Genomic DNA, 16,143 nt, shown 5'->3' with positions numbered 1-16,143 from the left:
CTCGGAGCCCCCGAGACGATTTGGCGAACCCCGCCGAACTCGACTTTACTTGAACTGATGCACCCAGGTGTCTCTTCGCGGTACTCACTCCGGGAGCCCGGCCATGAACATACCCCTCGTCGCACTGCTCGTCGGATTTTCGACGGTGGCGGGATGCACTTCCTACGCTCAGATCTATCGGGACCAACCGCTGTTCGCCAACGTCGAAAACGGCATGAGCAAGGATCAGGTCCAGCAGATCGGCGGTAAGCCCCTGTCCATCAGCGAACGCACCGTCGAGCCTGGCAGTTGCTTTGACTACCTGCTGACCCAGGCGGAACACAAACACACCTACAGCGTCAGTTTTGACAGTTACGGCAAGGTCGATCACACGGGATTCATGACCTGCGCCGAATGGAGTCATGCACAGCAAAAAGCACGGGAGCCCTCCAGCGGCGGTGGGGGTGGCGGGTACTAGGGGATAGAGCGCCACTCCCCTTCCGAAACCGTTATCCATGTCATTCAATAGCATGGGAAATCTTCCTGCCCGGAGCCAAGTCACGGACAAACAGTAAATACAACTCATTGTTATTTAATGAGTTTTAGAAACATTCGCTCATATTTTCCCGATACTTGCCGATGTCCTTTGACAGGACCCAGGGAGCATCAGGAATGAGAAACAACCAGCCCGTCACCCAACGCGAAGTTGCGCTTGCCCCGCAACAGAAGCTCATCTCCACGACCGACGCCCGCGGTGTCATTACCTACTGTAACGACGCCTTCGTCGACATCAGTGGTTTTGACAGAGCCGATTTGATTGGCGCGCCGCAAAACATCGTCCGCCACCCCGACGTGCCCCCGGCCGTGTTTGCCCATATGTGGAGCGCACTCAAGCAAGGGCGTCCGTGGATGGGGATCGTCAAGAACCGCTCCCGAAACGGCGATCACTACTGGGTCAACGCTTACGTCACGCCAATATTCGAAGGCCGCCGGGTGGTGGGCTTTGAATCGGTCAGGGTCAAGCCCACAGCCGATCAGATCCGCCGGGGCGAATCCCTCTATAAACGCATCACCCAGGGCAAACCGGCCATCCCCCGCCAGGACACCTGGCAACCGGCCCTGCTGGACTGCCTGCCGTACCTGGCCATGGGGCTGGCGGGCACCATGAGCGGGTTGTTCCTCAGCGCGCCCGTGGCGATTGCCGTGACCGCCGGCGTCGCCGTACCGCTCGGCTTGCTCACCTCGCGCTGGCAGAAACAAGGCACCCTGCGCCTGCTGCAAATGGCCGAGCCTTCCACCTCCGATGCACTGATCGCGCAGATGTACAGCGATGAACGCGGACCCCAAGGCCGCCTGGAGGCCGCCTTCGTCAGCCAGGCGGCGCGCCTGAAAACATGCCTGACGCGCTTGCAGGACACCGCCGAACAACTGAGCGGGCTGGCCGGACAATCCGACGTGCTGGCTGCCGACAGCTCAAGAGGCCTCGATCGCCAGCGCGTCGAAACCGAGCAAGTGTCCGCTGCCGTCAACCAGATGGCCGCGACCACCCAGGAAGTCGCCAGCCATGTCCAGCGCACAGCGGACGCCACCCAGGAAGCCAACCTGCTGACCGCACGCGGACGCGACGTGGCCCGGGACACCCGCGCGGCCATCGAGCGCCTTTCCACCGTCGTCGGGGAAACCGGGCAAACCGTCGCGCAACTGGCCAGGGACAGCAATGAAATCGGCACCGTCGTCGACGTCATCAAAGGCATCGCCGACCAGACCAACCTGCTGGCCCTCAACGCCGCCATCGAAGCGGCACGCGCCGGCGATATGGGCCGGGGCTTCGCGGTGGTGGCCGACGAGGTTCGCCAACTGGCGCAGCGCACCTCCCAGTCCACGACCCAGATCCATGACCTGATCAGCAAACTCCAGACCTCATCCCATAACGCCGTACAGACCATGGAAAGCGGCCATCGCCAGGCCGAAGAAGGCGTAGCCTGGGTGCTAGAGGCCGACAAGGCCCTGGTGGGCATCAGCGAGGCGGTGGCCAACATCACCGACATGACCACCCAGATCGCCGCCGCCACCGAAGAGCAGACCGCCGTCGCCGAGGAGATCAGCCGCAACATCACCACCATCGCCCACCTGGCCGACCAAACCTCGGAACAGGCCCGCCACTCCGCGGACCTGAGCAAGGAACTGACCCAGACGGCATTCACCCAGTACTCCCTGGTCGAGCGATTCAATCGATAGAGCGTAACGGGCCCGGCTCGCCCGCCACCGAACAACACAAATCCCCTGGCGTGCGCCGAACGCGCCAGGGGGTTGTCGTGAGCAATGGCATTCACCAGCAACGGCCTGGCAAGCACGCGGCCTACCAGAGCAGCGACCGGATACCAAAAGGTTTCACGAGTCATCTTCCCGTCCCCGGTATTCAGCCTACGCCGGCCGGTCATCCGCATGACGATTTACACGTGAGTTTTTTCCGATTCAGGAACAGTTGTCATACGCATTTTTCTTCGCTCACCTTGTGCTTGAACTGTTTTGTTACCTATGTGGGTGAGTCAACACGCTGGGCCTCTTGAGCCGTTCGGCAGCCTGTGGTCGGTATCCATTCGGTTTTCAAACTCCGGAACACTCGCTCCATCGGCGCATTGTCCCAGCAGTTTCCCCGGCGACTCATGCTCTGGCGAATGCGATAGCGCCAGAGCCGCTGACGAAATAAACGACTCGCATATTGGGCACATGCTCCAGCTGATGCTTTCGACTCGTAACCTGGGCTTTATGGGTGATGAGCGCCGCAAGAATATTCATGACAGCTCGCCGTTCTATGCCACCTATCGCTGCGCTGATAGCGGGTTCATTACGCTGGGTTCGATCGAACCGCAGTTCTATTCGCTGCTGCTGGAAAAACTTGGCCCTCAGGAGGACTCGCGCTTTGTCTGGCAGTGGGACCGTCTGTTCTGGAAGGCGCAGCACCAGCACTTCACCGAGATGTTCGCTGGCCGCTCACGTGCGCTTTACATGTCCTGCTGGGTAGTGATTCGTTATCAGGCTGACTTTAAAGCACGCTATGACGCGCTTGGGGAACGAGGCAAGAGCGCAAAAGTCGCGCTCATTGCCTGCATGCGGATACTGCTGATCAGACTGAATGCCATGCTACGGGACGGTACTGAATGGTGCTGACGAGTGGCATGGTTAAGACAGTTGCTCCCACATTTTTTTGTTCGACTCGAAAAGATCTGCAGCCCCCCACGCCACCCACTCCTTTTCCCCTCCAACCGAGTGGGCTGGTCAGGCGCTGCTGTCCGTAGCATCGGGACGGCACTGAGAACTGACCAGTCAGGTCCGCAACTATCCGCATGCGGGTTCAGCGCTTACACACTTTTCACCCCACTCGGAGTACACATGAGAAAAACAACAATGCGCGGATTTTTTCGGCCGCAACTGCTGGCCACGGCTGTTGCTTTGGGCATCAATCCACCGGCTTACGCAGACAACTTCAGCGGGGAGATTCAGGGCAGCTTCGACAGTTAGTTGTCGCTTGGGTCCAGTTGGTCAGTTCGCGCACCGCGACCCGGACTTTATCTCCAACTTCAATTCACAAGGGGTCAGGGGCAACTCGTCCGCGCGTACCCGCGATGACAACCGCTTGAACTTCAAGAAGGGCGAGACCTTCTCGAGGTTTTTTAAAGGCGTGCATGACCTGGAACTGAAATATGGCGACAGCGGCGCTTTCTTGCGCGGCAAGCATTGGTACGACTTCGAGCTGAAAGACGAGAGCCGTCCGTTCTATGACATCGACGATCACGGTCGCCAGCGTGCAGCCAAGTCATCGGGGGCGATGTTCCTCGACAGCTTCGTCTACCACAACTACAACATCGACGATCTGCAGGGCAACGTGCGCCTGGACAAGCAGGTGGTGAGCTGGGGCGAAAGTACCTTCATCGGTAACTCGATCAGCAGCATCAATCCGATCGACGTGGCGGCCTTGCGCCGCCCCGAGTACAAAGACAAGTTGACGCCGGGCCAGATGGCGATGTTTCAGCGCTATCCAGACACCTACAAGATCCCGGTGTACAAGACTCAGCGTACGGCTTCCTCGCCCCAGGACATCTATGCCGCGGTAAAATCCAGCGCGCTGAATACCGTCGCCGTGAAAGATGGTTATGGTTTGCAGAACTTCGAGAAGTCGCACTACACCGCGTTCCCGATTCCGAAGTCCGGTCTCGAGGTCGTATTGAACCACCTAACCCGCTACCGCGGCACGAGTTTCATGCAAAACCTGGTGCAGGTGACATCGCAGGTAAATGGCAGCTACACCCTCGTCAATGTCCAGCAGAGCGTCGGTTTTCCCTGGCAGATGAAGGATACCGATTCGCAGCAAAGCGCCAACGTCCTCTTTTATGCCAAGAAGGAGGTCACTTCGCTGGCGCGCATGGCGGGCAACGTGTTGCTGGTCCATGAAGCGATCGACCAACTCAAAGACCCGCGCATGGCCTGGTCCTACCGCCGCTCAACGTCGTGTGCGGCGCAGCCCGGATAACGGGATGTCGATGCTGGACGTCGACAACTACTGGCAGATGATCGTCAGGGGAAGCATTTGGGTGTTGGCGGTTGGGGGGGATGTCAGTACGCGGGCAGGACGGCGCTAACGCTTGTTGTCTGCGGCGTTCGCACGCTTGTAAACCAGGTAGAGGCGATGGTCGGGCAACAGCAAGATCAGGCGATCTATCGCGCTTGACCTCGCTTTAAATCCAGTATGGTTTGCCGTAATAGCTCAGGCGATTCGACCCGGTTTGTTAGCTAATCCGCAGACCACAACCTTTCTGATTCAGGTGCACAACAGCAGGCGGACCTCGTTTGCCAGCGCGCCCATTTGTCGGTCCGGCATATTCAAATAAAACCGGCGCACCGAATGAGCCAGCATCGCTTGTGTCGCTTGCTGATACTCCGCAGTCTTGGCTTGCCTCTCGTGCTTTGCTGTTTGGCCATGGGAACAGCCAGCCATTCCTGCGCCATGATCCGATCACCGTTGGCTGACGTCTCAGCTCCCGCTTGAGCTGGCATTACGGCGGTAGATCGGCAACCGGCGCTTAATTGCCCAGCGCTCCAGGCCGCGCTCAATCCTCAAACTTGTAGTGCGCGCACATCACCGCAAACCGTGTGTTGAGCATCCGTTTTTTACCCTTATTGATTCTTGGCGACACTTGCCTTCATATCGTCATTGATGCTGCGACATGGCCTCCCACCCGGCGCACCAAACGAGCGGGTATGGGCATCGGACAACCTCTCGTACCCCTGGCTGGGTTACGCAACCAGAATGCCCGTCTGGTGCACAGCGTCATGTAAGACCTGTACCGCCCGCCATCGATCAGACTTTCGGGGTATGGAGGACTTGCACCTCCCACTCACCAGCGTGACCATCACAGCCAGGCTGGTTGCATTTGTGCGCAACACGCCATGCCTGCGCACTATATAAAATGGGCAGCCAAGGCTGCCCATGCAAAAAAAACGGACAGCCTTGGCTGTCCGCAAATATGCGCGAATTGAGAGAAGATTATTGCAGACCCGTTAGAACACCGACTGAATTTTCAGGCCGGCCACCAGCGCGTCATCGACTTCGTCCACGCCGCCAGGATGAGTGATGTATTGCAGGTTAGGACGCACGGTCAGCCAGTTGGTAACGTGGAAACCGTAGTTGAGCTCGTAGTTGTACTCGGTGGTCCGCAGTGGCGAGAACAGTGGGTTCTCGTAATCAGTGACATTGTTGGCCGCGTTGACCAGCTCGGCGTTTTTCTTCACGTCATCGTTGACGTGGGTGCGGGCGAAACCGATGCCCATGTCATCTTTAGGACGCGCATCGAACGGGCCCTTGTACACAAACATCAGCGACTGGTAGTTGTCGACGAAGTTGGTGTCCTTGTCGTGGAACGTGGCGTTGGCCGCAATGTTCAGACCGCGGGTCTTGTCACCGTTGTGGCTGGTGAGTTGTTGCTGCGCAACGAACCAGTAGCCGTGCTTGCTGCTGTGGCTGCGGTAGGCGTTGCCGCTGGTGGCCGCATCATTGCCGTTGTCGTCCTTGAGAACGTCATTGGCCTCGGCGGTGCTTTTGTAGTAACCGACACGGTATTCGCCCGGCAGGTTGTTAGGGTTAGGCAACCAGACCAGTTCGACCGGCAACACGGTACCTGCAGTGCCACTGCCGCTGAGCTTGAAGCCGTTACCGTGCTCCAGTTGCGACGGGTTCTGGTTGTACGCGCCGATCTGCGCATAGAACTCAGGCGAGATGTTGTACTTCACGCGGACCGCTGCCTGCATGACCGGCCAGTTGTACCAGATGTTGGTGGCCCAGTTACCCACCTGGGAGCCGCAGAACGCCAGGTTCTGGAACTCACACGGGAAGGTGTTGAAGTCTTCGCCTTCACCGAAGTAACCGGCCTTGACGTCCAGTGTGTTGTCGAAGAACTGATGCTGGATCCACAACTGGGTCAGGCGGACCATATGGCCACGGCCGTAGACTTCCTGAGAGGAACTCAAGGTGCCGGCACGCGGGTCGCCGATACGGTCATTGGAGATGTTCTCGCCGTTACGGTTGGTGAGCTGGATCTTGGCCTGGGTGTTATCCCAGCCGAGCAATTTTTCCAGGTCCAGCGCCGCGCCCAGGCCAAACTGGTCGGCGTAACGCGCAGTCTTGTCGTCGTTGTAGCCGCCGTGGAGGTTACCGCCGACTTCACCGACGTAGTCCATTTTGATGTCGATGCCCTGCTCGATCAGCTTGGTCCGCTCGCCACCCCAGTCGCCCGTCATCCACTTGGAGTCGGCACTGAACGCATCATCGGCCATCGCATTACCGGCCAGAACCAGTATCGCCGCAGCTGACATTTGGCAGATCAACCGAGCATTGACGTGTTTCATTTTCATCCCTACTTCCTCGTTTTATTGTTATAGGCTTATTTCAATGCGTGATGGGGGGGGGATGGTGAAACGAGAGCCAGAACAGGCCCTCGCTGTTTGCAGTCAAACTCAGCGCTTGAGTTTGCGCTTGTTGCGGTATTGGTCGATGACCACCGCGACCACGATGATCAAGCCTTTGATGATGTCCTGGATGTAGGCATCGACCCCGACGAAAGTGAACCCGCTGGCCATCACCCCAAGGATCAGTGCGCCGATGACCGTGCCGGTGATGCGCCCCACCCCGCCCGCCAGGCTGGTACCGCCGATGACCGCTGCGGCAATCGCATCCAGTTCATAGGACATGCCCATCCCGGCCTGCCCGGTGGCGGCACGGGCCGAAGCCACCACGCCCGCCAATCCCGCCAGCAACCCGGCGATGCTGTAGACGATTACCAGATGGCGTTTGACGTTAATACCGGACGTACGCGCCGCCTGCATGTTGCCGCCGATGGCGTAGGTGTATTTACCGTACTTGGTGTAGCGCAGCGCGATGTGGAAGATCACCGCCACCACCAGAAAAATGATCACCGGCATCGCGCCGTGACCGATGGCCGTGTAGGAATCCGATAGCATGCTCACCGGCTGGCCTTCGGTGTAGTAACGCGCCAGGCCACGGGCCGAGACCATCATGCCCAAGGTGGCAATGAACGGTGGAATCCCGGTGATGGCAATGATGCTGCCGTTGATTGCTCCCGCCAGCAGCCCGACGCCGAGCCCGACAATCACTGGAATCCACACCGGCAAGTCGGTCAGCGACGGAAATACCGCCCGAGCGAAATCCGAGGTCTGCGCCAGGCTGGCGGCGATCATCGCCGATAAGGCCAGCACCGAGCCCGATGACAGGTCGATGCCGGTGGTGATGATCACCTGGGTTACGCCAATCGCCAGCAGGCCGATGATCGACACTTGCAGGATCATCAGCACCAAGCGCTGGGCGTTCATCAGGAAGCTCTGGTCGCGCACGATCCAGCCGAACACTTCGAACACCAGGCCGATACCAATAAGCACCAGGAAGATGCTCAGCTCGGTCGGAAAGCGCCGGCGACTCTTGATCGCTGCCGTTGCCGGTTTGTTTTCCAGTATCGCGTTCATAACCACTCACCTCTCTATCGCGTCATCGACGGCAGCCGTAGCCACCGCCGGCATCCATTAATGAACCGCGGACATGCCCGAGGCCAGTTGCATCACTCGTTCCTGAGTGGCTTCGCTGCGGTCGAGGGTGCCCATCAGGTCGCCCTCGTGCATGACCATCACCCGGTCGCTCATGCCGAGCACTTCCGGCAGCTCTGAAGAAATCATGATCACCGCCATGCCTTCGCTGGCGAGGTAGGAGATGAGCCGGTAAATCTCGGCCTTGGCGCCGACATCGATACCGCGGGTCGGCTCGTCGAGAATCAGGATTCGTGGGTTGGTCATCAGCCAGCGCGCCAACAAGGCTTTCTGCTGATTACCACCGGACAAGGTATCGATGCACTGCTCCAGTGAAGGGGTTTTCACCCGCAGTTTTTTGCACATGTCTTCGCACAAAACCCGCAAGGCTTTTTGCTGGATGAATCCGTGGCCGGCGTAGTGCGGCAGCACCGCCATTTCCATGTTCTCCAGTACCGAGAGGCACGGGAACAGGCCGCTGAGCTTGCGATCCTCGGTCAACAGTGCGAAGCCCTTCTCGATGGCCATGTGTGGGTCGCTGATGCGCACCACCTCGCCATCGAGACGAATCTCACCACTGTCGCTTGGGGTAATGCCGAAAATCGCTTCGGCAACGTTGGTCCGTCCGGAGCCCATCAACCCGGCAATGCCAAGGATTTCCCCGGCATGCAGGTCGAAAGAGACGCCTTTGAAAATGCCATCCAGTTTGAGGTCGCGCACCGACAGCAACAGATCACCAATCGGCTTTTCGCGTATCGGAAACAACTGGCTCAATTCGCGACCGACCATCATCGAAATCAGGCTATCGCTGTCCATGCTGTCGGCCCGCTGCAGGCCTATGTAGGCGCCGTCGCGGAACACCGCCACTTCATCGGCAATAGCGAATACTTCGTTCATTTTGTGGGTGATGTAGATGATGCCTTTGCCTTGGCTTTTGAGGTCGGCAATGATCGAAAAGAGGTGGGCGACTTCCTTGTCGGTGATGGCCGAAGTCGGTTCGTCCATAATCAGGACGTCGGAGTCGTAGGACACCGCTTTGGCGATCTCGACCATCTGCCGTTCGGCGATGCTCAGGTTGCCCACCTGCTCTTCCGGATCGAGGTTGATTCGCAGGCGCTCCAGCAATTCCGCCGTGCAGCGGTGCATTTCCCGGTGATCGATCATGTGGAAACCGTTGAGTTGCTCACGGCCGATCCAGATGTTCTCGGCAATGCTCATGTGCGGCATCAGGTTGAGTTCCTGGTGGATCATCGCGATGCCGGCCTGGAGCGCCGCCAGTGGCGTTTCGAAGACTACCGGTTTGCCTCTCAGGCGCAGTTCACCGGCGTCCGGCTGATAGATACCGGCGATGATTTTCATCAGGGTGGATTTGCCGGCGCCATTTTCGCCCATCAGGGCCAGCACGGAACCGGGGCGCACCCGCAGCTGTACATCGGACAACGCCACTACACCGGGAAAACCCTTGCTGACGTTGATGATCTCCAGCAGGTACGGCTCATCGACGGGCGTTACAGTTGGCTGGATACCCACCAACGGGGTGCTCGAAGCAGTCGCTGAAGCGAACATGATCAGATACTCCATCAGCAAGGTCGCGGTCGCAACCTTGCGTATTTATTGTTGTTATTGAACGGACGGGCTATTTGAACGTGTCGACGTTTTGCGGGGTGATCAAGCGGTATGGCACCCACACGGCCTGTTCAACCGGCTCGTTTTTGGCCATTTTCACGGCGGTGTCGATCGAACCGTCCGCCTGACCCTTGGCGTCCTGGAACACCGACACCGTCATGTTGCCTTTCTTGATCGCGTTCAAGCCGTCCGGCGTACCGTCGACACCCGCGATCAGTACGCTGCCCTTGTTGACGCCGGCCTGTTGCAAGGCCATCGCGGCACCAATGGCCATTTCGTCGTTGTTGGCGACGACCGCGTCAAACTTGCGGCCCTGGGTCAGCCAGTCGTTGACCAAGGTCATGCCTTTATCCCGCTGCCAGATACCTGTCTGCTCTTGCTCGATCTTGATATTCGGGTATTTGGCCAGCACGTCTTTGACGCCCTTGGTACGGTTGGTGGTGGAGTTGTTTGCGAGGTCGCCCAGCAGAATCACGATGTCGCCCTTGCCGCCCATTTTGTCGGCCAGGTACTGCATCTGCATTTCACCGGCCTCCAGATCATTGGAAGCGACAGTGACTACGCCTTTGGGCAGTTTCAGGTCATCGGGGCGGCGGTTGACGTAGACCAGCGGGATGCCGGCCTTGACGGCGGCCTCGGTGATTTTACGGGTAGCAGCGGTATCCACCGGATTGACCACGATGGCATCGACCTTCTGGCTGATGAAGTTTTCGACCTGGCTCAACTGCTTGACCACGTCGCTGCGGGCGTCTTCGAATTGCAGCTGCACGCCATCGGGATAGGACTTGGCTTTCTTGTCCATGGATTCGCGCAGGTAGGTCAGCCAGGTGTCATCGAATTGGGACATGCTGACACCGATCTTCATATCGGCGAGCGCCGCTCCACTGGCGAACATCAGGGACAAGGCAAGTGAGGCGAAGCGGATCTTGGTCTTCATGAAAAGTCTTTCTCCACATTATTGTTGGTTTTATGGATGAGGCGTGACGATTTCAGTGACGGGGCAAGCGGACAATCGGAGCGCCTGGAATGCAGCAGACCAGGGCGCCGTTGCGTTCAACGCAAAGCAAACGGGGAATGAATTGAAACGAGGCGCGAGGCAGGCCGCGAAAGAGGTGTTGCGCGAAGCGTAAAACAGGCAAAGCAGCGTTAAAGGTTTTCATCGACAGTACCTGGCTTTTGTTTCTTGTTTTTAGTTCGTCCTGCACCCGTCCAAGGTTGGCTTGAGCGAGATTGGACGTTGATACTCGGCAACCTGGAAATGACTTTATTGGAAAATAATTTCTATATCAACTCATTTTAGAATTTTATTCTGATTTTATTCCATGACTTGTGAACGGGCTCAATTCCACCATTTGATGCCGCTCGCAGCTCAGTCGCGCAGCGTCTAGCACGCGGGTGGTCGCCAGTGCATCACGGGCATCCACAGGCAGTGGGCCACCGCTCTGCAACGCGGCTTGCAGCTGTAAATAGAACTGATTCCAGCAACCGCGCTCGGAGGGAATCCGTTCGCGTACTTCGCCCTGTTCGAACCAGCCCCAGCGCCGATGCTCTTCAACACCCCAGCGTTCACCTTCGGACTTTGGCGAGAGCCCGGCGAGTGCCGATGCTTCTTGCCCGTCCAGGCCATCGACGCTGTAACAGCCTTGGGTGCCGGTCACCCGAAAGCGCGGGCCGGGGGTGTTTTGCAGGCAACTGCCGCCCAGGTGTGAGGTCACGCCACTGGCATGGGTCAGGGACATAAAGAAGCCGTTGTCGAAGACCTGACCTTTTTCCAGGTAATCCAGTTCTGCATAGACCCGTGTCACCGGGCCGAACAACAGCAAAGCCTGATCCACCAGATGGCTGCCGAGATCGCGCAGGAAGCCACCGCCACTGCCGTTGTTCACCGCCTGTGGTGAATAACGTTCGATCCGCGATTCGAAACGGGTGACCTGGCCCAGTGCACCGGACTCGATGAGTTTGCGCACGGTCAGAAAGTCCGAGTCCCAGCGACGATTCTGGTAGACGCTGAGCTGCACCCCCTGGCGCTCGGCCATGGTGATCAGGGTTTGTGCCTGCTGCGCATCAGCGGCAAACGGTTTGTCGCTGACCACCGCCACACCGTGCTCGATGCCATCAAGGACCAGCGCCGGACGGCCCTTGAGCGGCGTGGATACCACCAGTACATCGATCCCGGCCTCCACCAGTTGGCCGATGCTGTCGAACGCTGGCACCCTTGGGTGCTCGGCCACCAGCAACTGTCGGCGCTCAGGCGAACGGGTGACCACCCCCACAAACTTCGCCGCCGGCAAACTGCTGATCAGCGGAGCATGGAAAAACCGGCCGCCATGGCCGTAACCGACAAGTCCGATACGCATGGAATATTCTCCTTATAGAACGCGGACCCTGTGGGAGCGAGCTTGCTCGCGATGGCGGTCTGACAGTCACATCTATTTTGAATAGTACCGCCGTCATCGCGAGCAAGCTCGCTCCCACAAGGGCCCGTGGTTAGCCGTAGAAATGTGGGCGATCAGGGAGAGCAACTTTGACAATCGCCCCGCTGTTCTGCGCCTCGATGCAGGCATCCGCCGCCACTGCCGCCGCAAACCCGTCCCACGCCGACGGCCCACCGACCTGCCCGGCCCGCACGCCATCGATGAACGCCTGCAACTCGACGTCGTACGCCGCGATGAAACGATCCTTCCAGTCCATCAGAATCGCGTTGGACAATTTCGCCCCGCTACGCAACTGAACCTGCGACGGTTCCGGCAGTTTGGCGATGCCGGTCTCCCCCACGACTTCGCACTGGATGTCGTAGCCGTATTGGCAGTTAACGAACACTTCCACGTCAATGCGCTTGCCCTTGGCGGTTTCCAGCAGCACGACCTGCGGGTCTTTCAAATGCGCGAGCGCCTTGCTGCTCTTGCGCGGGAACACCACCTGCACCGACACGTAATCGTCGTCGAGCAACCAGCGCAACACATCCAGCTCATGGATCAGCGTGTCGGTGATTGCCATGTCGGTCTTGTAGTTTTCACCCACGGTCGGATTGCGGTGCGCGCAGTGCAACATCAAGGGCTCACCAATCTGACCGCTGTCGATCACTGCTTTGAGTGCCCGATAGCCTTCGTCATACGGACGCATGAAGCCGACCTGCACCAGGCGTTTGCCGTGGGCCACTTCAGCCTCGACGATTTTGCGGCAGCCTTCAGCGGTGACCGCCAGCGGCTTTTCGCAGAACACCGGTTTACCCGCCGCAATTGCCGCCAATACAAACTCTTCGTGGCTCGGGCCCCAGGAGGTGACGAGGATCGCTTCGACTTCCGGCGCGTTGATCAGCGCGTGGCCGTCGGGATAGACCTCGGCGGTCAGCCTCAAATCGGAAACCACGTTCGCTGCTTGTTGCAGGTTGATGTCGGTCACCGCAACCACCTGGCTGTTGAGCAAGGTCTGGCTGCAACGACGAATGTGGTCCTGGCCGATGGCCCCGGTGCCAATAACTCCGATCTTCAAAGACATGTAAAGACTCCTGGATTTGTAGTTGTTCGTTTCAGGGCAATCAGTATTGACGGGCCTTGACCAGTCGTTCATTCAGGGTCTTGGCCACTGCATCGGTACGGGCGCTGGTGGAGACTTGCGCCACGCCGACCCGCCACCACGACAGGTAGCCGTGAATCATGGTTTTGGGCAGGACCTTGATGTCGATCAGTGTCGACACCGTCTGCAATCGCGCATCGGCCAATGCGGCTTGCAGTTCTTCAACCGTGTTCACCTTGTAGGTCTTGCAGCCATAAGCCGCCGCGCTCATGGCGAAATCCACCGGCACAAAACCGCCGTCGAGCTTGCCGGTTTCCGGGTTGCGGAACCGGAACTCGGTACCGAAGCTGTCCATGCCGTTGCCCATCTGCAGGTTGTTGATACAACCGAAGGTCATGTTGTCGAGCAACACCACGTTGATCTTGCGTCGCTCTTGAATCGAGGTCGCCAGTTCGGAATGCAGCATCATGTAAGAGCCGTCGCCGACCAGCGCGTAGACCTCGCGTTCAGGCTCGGCGAGCTTCACACCCAGCGCGGCATTCACCTCGTAACCCATGCAGGAATAACCGTACTCGACGTGATACGTGTTCACCCCCTTGCTGCGCCAGCTGCGCTGCAAGTCACCGGGCAAACTACCGGCCGCGGCGACGATCACCGCGTCATCGGTCAGGGTTTCATTGAGTACACCAAGCACTCGGCTCTGGGTCAGGCAGGAACCGGTCAGCTCGATGAATTCACGCAGCACCGCCGGGTCCATGTGGTCGTTGATTTCCGGGATGAAGTCTTTGCTCTGGTATTCGACCTGATAGATACGGTCGACTTCCTCGTCCAGTTGCGACTTGGCCTGACGCGGTTGATCGCCCCACGCAGAACGGTAGTCGCCCAGGGCTTCAGCCAAGGCTTGCAAGCCGACTTTGGCGTCCGCCAACAATTGCACGCCGTCGAGCTTCAGGGCATCGCAAGGACTGATGTTCAGGTTGAGAAATTGCACGTCCGGATGCTGGAACAGGGATTTCGACGCGGTGGTGAAATCGCTGTAGCGGGTGCCGACACCGATGATCAGATCCGCTTCCCTGGCCAACAGATTCGCCGCCAGACAGCCGGTTTCACCAATGCCGCCAACGTTCAGCGGATGACTGGACACCACCGCACTCTTGCCGGCCTGGGTCTCGGCGAAGGGAATATCGAAGCGCTCGGCAAACGCCTGCAATGCGGCGTTGGCGCCGGAGTACCTGACGCCACCACCGCAAATGATCAGCGGTTTGCGCTTGCCTTTGAACAGCGCCAAGGCATCGCCGAGCATTGCTTCGGTGGCCGGACGACGCTCAATGCGGTGCACGCGTTTTTGCAAGAAGTAATCGGGGTAGTCGTAGGCCTCGGCCTGCACATCTTGTGGCAAGGCCAGGGTCACCGCGCCTGTTTCAGCGGGGTCGGTGAGCACACGCATGGCGTGGATCGCCGCGGTCATCAACTGTTCGGGACGGTTAATGCGGTCCCAGTATTTGCTCACGGCCTTGAACGCGTCGTTGGTGCTGATGCTCAGATCGTGGAACTGCTCGATCTGTTGCAGTACCGGGTCCGGCTGACGGCAGGCGTAAACATCGCCTGGCAACAGCAGCAAGGGAATGCGGTTGGCAGTCGCCGTCGCGGCGGCAGTCAGCATGTTCGCCGCGCCCGGGCCTACCGATGAAGAGCAGGCGTAGATCTTGCGCCGCAGGTGTTGCTTGGCAAAACCGATGGCTGCGTGCGCCATACCTTGCTCGTTGCGGCCCTGATGGACGATCAGGTCGCCGCTGTCCTGCTCCAGGGCCTGGCCCAGGCCCAGGACATTGCCGTGGCCGAAAATGGTAAAGATCCCGGCGACGAATTTGCTTTGAACCCCATCGACCTCGATGTACTGGTTATCGAGGAATTTCACCAGGGCCTGGGCCATGGTCAGTCGTGTTGTGGTCATAACCGATCCTTCAATAGGCGAAGAAAGCCTTGTGGGAGCGAGCCTGCTCGCGATTGCGGCCTGTCAGGTGACATCCATGTTGACTATCACTCCCTCTTCGCGAGCAGGCTCGCTCCCACAGTTGATTTCCATCAGTTCGATAACGGTGTCAGGCCAAAGATTTGTTCAGGTGATCCATGCTCGCACCGATCGCGTGCTGGATATCCACCAGGTCATGGACGCTGTCGGCAAATGGTTCGAACGACAGGTAGCCGCTGTAACCGCTGCTGAGCAAGGTGTCGATTTGCGCCGCGTTGCCAAGGATGTCGCCCTCGCCCACCAGCACCCGGTGACCGTCGCGGATGGTCGCCAACGGCGCCTCGGCATCCTCGACACCGGAGATGTGCACCAGCCCGGTGAGCTCGGGGAAAAACTCATGCTCACTGGCCAGATGATGGTGAAAGGTGTCGTGAACCAGACGGAACACATCCAGCCCGCCGATGGCCTTGATCGCGTCCACTGCCGTGCGCTTGCGGCGCAACGAGCATTCTTCGAAACCCAGTGGTTCGATGAAGCCGAGAATGCCGTACTCACGCAGGATCGGCGCCAGTTCAGTCAACGCCGTGCGCAAACCTGAAGCACGTGCGGCTTCGTTACGCGGGTCGGCACGGTCGTTGAGCGGACACATGACCAACCCTTGAGCGCCGCAATCACGGGCATAAGCGGCCAGCTCCAAGGCGTGCGCACGGCGCTCGTCATTCCACACATCAAACGGATACAGCGCGTTGATCGACAGCACGGCAATGCCTTTGGCGGCACACAACTCGCGGACGTGCCCGGGGGTAGTGCCATCTTCGATTTCGACGCCTTTAAGGTCGTTGCGAATTTCGATAGCGTCGGCCTTGAGGGTCACCGCCAACTCGATGAATGCCGGCAGGGACAAGCGTGGGGCGACCATACGGTTCAGGGCGAAACGCAGGGGTTTGCTCATTATTGTT

At 58.8% G+C, this 16,143-nt stretch carries 10 protein-coding genes and 5 pseudogenes; 5 read left to right on the top strand and 10 right to left on the bottom strand.

What is annotated here, in order from left to right:
* Positions 1-103: 103 nt before the first annotated feature.
* Positions 104-457 (top strand): osmotically-inducible lipoprotein OsmE, encoded by a 354-nt coding sequence (gene osmE, locus CKW25_RS22345; protein ID WP_095082626.1) that lies wholly within the window; start codon positions 104-106, stop codon positions 455-457.
* Between the two features lie 254 nt (positions 458-711).
* Positions 712-2,217: a methyl-accepting chemotaxis protein gene (locus CKW25_RS22340; RefSeq protein WP_371855200.1), complete on the top strand. Its 1,506-nt coding sequence runs from the start codon at positions 712-714 to the stop codon at positions 2,215-2,217.
* Between the two features lie 316 nt (positions 2,218-2,533).
* On the opposite strand, the pseudogene CKW25_RS22335 reads toward CKW25_RS22340, so the two are convergent.
* A pseudogene (locus tag CKW25_RS22335) lies at positions 2,534-2,707 on the bottom strand (integrase core domain-containing protein); the annotation flags it as partial.
* A gap of 269 nt (positions 2,708-2,976) precedes the next feature.
* Here CKW25_RS22335 and CKW25_RS22330 point away from each other — a divergent pair.
* The 3 pseudogenes from CKW25_RS22330 to CKW25_RS22320 form a co-directional block, all read left to right on the top strand.
* Positions 2,977-3,150: pseudogene (locus CKW25_RS22330) on the top strand (IS110 family transposase); the annotation flags it as partial.
* Between the two features lie 351 nt (positions 3,151-3,501).
* Positions 3,502-4,510 (top strand): annotated as a pseudogene (locus tag CKW25_RS27425) (DUF1302 family protein).
* Positions 4,500-4,619, top strand: a pseudogene (locus CKW25_RS22320) (sugar ABC transporter permease); the annotation flags it as partial. The pseudogenes CKW25_RS27425 and CKW25_RS22320, both read left to right, overlap by 11 nt.
* A 474-nt stretch (positions 4,620-5,093) precedes the next feature.
* Here the strand turns inward: CKW25_RS22320 and CKW25_RS27165 are convergent.
* From CKW25_RS27165 to CKW25_RS22280, 9 genes and pseudogenes are all read right to left on the bottom strand, one after another.
* A pseudogene (locus tag CKW25_RS27165) lies at positions 5,094-5,348 on the bottom strand (IS21 family transposase); the annotation flags it as partial.
* Between the two features lie 190 nt (positions 5,349-5,538).
* Positions 5,539-6,888: a carbohydrate porin gene (locus tag CKW25_RS22315; RefSeq protein WP_095082622.1), complete on the bottom strand. Its 1,350-nt coding sequence runs from the start codon at positions 6,886-6,888 to the stop codon at positions 5,539-5,541.
* Between the two features lie 102 nt (positions 6,889-6,990).
* Complete coding sequence (locus tag CKW25_RS22310; protein WP_095082620.1) at positions 6,991-8,013, bottom strand: ABC transporter permease; 1,023 nt, start codon at positions 8,011-8,013, stop codon at positions 6,991-6,993.
* A 57-nt stretch (positions 8,014-8,070) separates the two neighbouring features.
* The gene (locus tag CKW25_RS22305; RefSeq protein ID WP_095082618.1) at positions 8,071-9,636 is read right to left on the bottom strand and encodes a sugar ABC transporter ATP-binding protein; all 1,566 of its coding nucleotides are present in this window, start codon (positions 9,634-9,636) and stop codon (positions 8,071-8,073) included.
* A gap of 70 nt (positions 9,637-9,706) precedes the next feature.
* Positions 9,707-10,633: a sugar ABC transporter substrate-binding protein gene (locus CKW25_RS22300; RefSeq protein WP_095082616.1), complete on the bottom strand. Its 927-nt coding sequence runs from the start codon at positions 10,631-10,633 to the stop codon at positions 9,707-9,709.
* Positions 10,634-11,000: 367 nt separating this feature from the next.
* Entirely contained in the window at positions 11,001-12,053 is a 1,053-nt protein-coding gene (locus tag CKW25_RS22295) for a Gfo/Idh/MocA family protein (protein ID WP_095082614.1), read from the bottom strand.
* Between the two features lie 130 nt (positions 12,054-12,183).
* Complete coding sequence (locus CKW25_RS22290) at positions 12,184-13,194, bottom strand: Gfo/Idh/MocA family protein (RefSeq protein ID WP_095082612.1); 1,011 nt, start codon at positions 13,192-13,194, stop codon at positions 12,184-12,186.
* A 40-nt stretch (positions 13,195-13,234) separates the two neighbouring features.
* Positions 13,235-15,166 (bottom strand): 3D-(3,5/4)-trihydroxycyclohexane-1,2-dione acylhydrolase (decyclizing), encoded by a 1,932-nt coding sequence (gene iolD, locus CKW25_RS22285; protein ID WP_095082610.1) that lies wholly within the window; start codon positions 15,164-15,166, stop codon positions 13,235-13,237.
* 148 nt (positions 15,167-15,314) lie between these two features.
* Positions 15,315-16,136, bottom strand: a complete 822-nt coding sequence (locus CKW25_RS22280) for a TIM barrel protein (protein WP_095082608.1) — start codon at positions 16,134-16,136, stop codon at positions 15,315-15,317.
* Positions 16,137-16,143 lie beyond the last annotated feature (7 nt).

This window comes from Pseudomonas sp. Irchel s3h17, assembly GCF_900187505.1.
In the GTDB taxonomy this organism is placed as follows: Bacteria; Pseudomonadota; Gammaproteobacteria; order Pseudomonadales; family Pseudomonadaceae; genus Aquipseudomonas.
Note: the sequence above shows the minus strand (reverse complement) of the source record. Positions and strands in the feature narration are given on the sequence as shown.

Coding starts and splice junctions, on each gene's coding strand:
- CKW25_RS22310 (WP_095082620.1), bottom strand. CDS start 8,013: ATGAACGCGATACTGGAAAACAAACCGGCAACGGCAGCGATCAAGAGT.
- CKW25_RS22280 (WP_095082608.1), bottom strand. CDS start 16,136: ATGAGCAAACCCCTGCGTTTCGCCCTGAACCGTATGGTCGCCCCACGC.
- CKW25_RS22300 (WP_095082616.1), bottom strand. CDS start 10,633: ATGAAGACCAAGATCCGCTTCGCCTCACTTGCCTTGTCCCTGATGTTC.
- CKW25_RS22305 (WP_095082618.1), bottom strand. CDS start 9,636: ATGTTCGCTTCAGCGACTGCTTCGAGCACCCCGTTGGTGGGTATCCAG.
- osmE (WP_095082626.1), top strand. CDS start 104: ATGAACATACCCCTCGTCGCACTGCTCGTCGGATTTTCGACGGTGGCG.
- CKW25_RS22290 (WP_095082612.1), bottom strand. CDS start 13,194: ATGTCTTTGAAGATCGGAGTTATTGGCACCGGGGCCATCGGCCAGGAC.
- CKW25_RS22315 (WP_095082622.1), bottom strand. CDS start 6,888: ATGAAAATGAAACACGTCAATGCTCGGTTGATCTGCCAAATGTCAGCT.
- CKW25_RS22295 (WP_095082614.1), bottom strand. CDS start 12,053: ATGCGTATCGGACTTGTCGGTTACGGCCATGGCGGCCGGTTTTTCCAT.
- iolD (WP_095082610.1), bottom strand. CDS start 15,166: ATGACCACAACACGACTGACCATGGCCCAGGCCCTGGTGAAATTCCTC.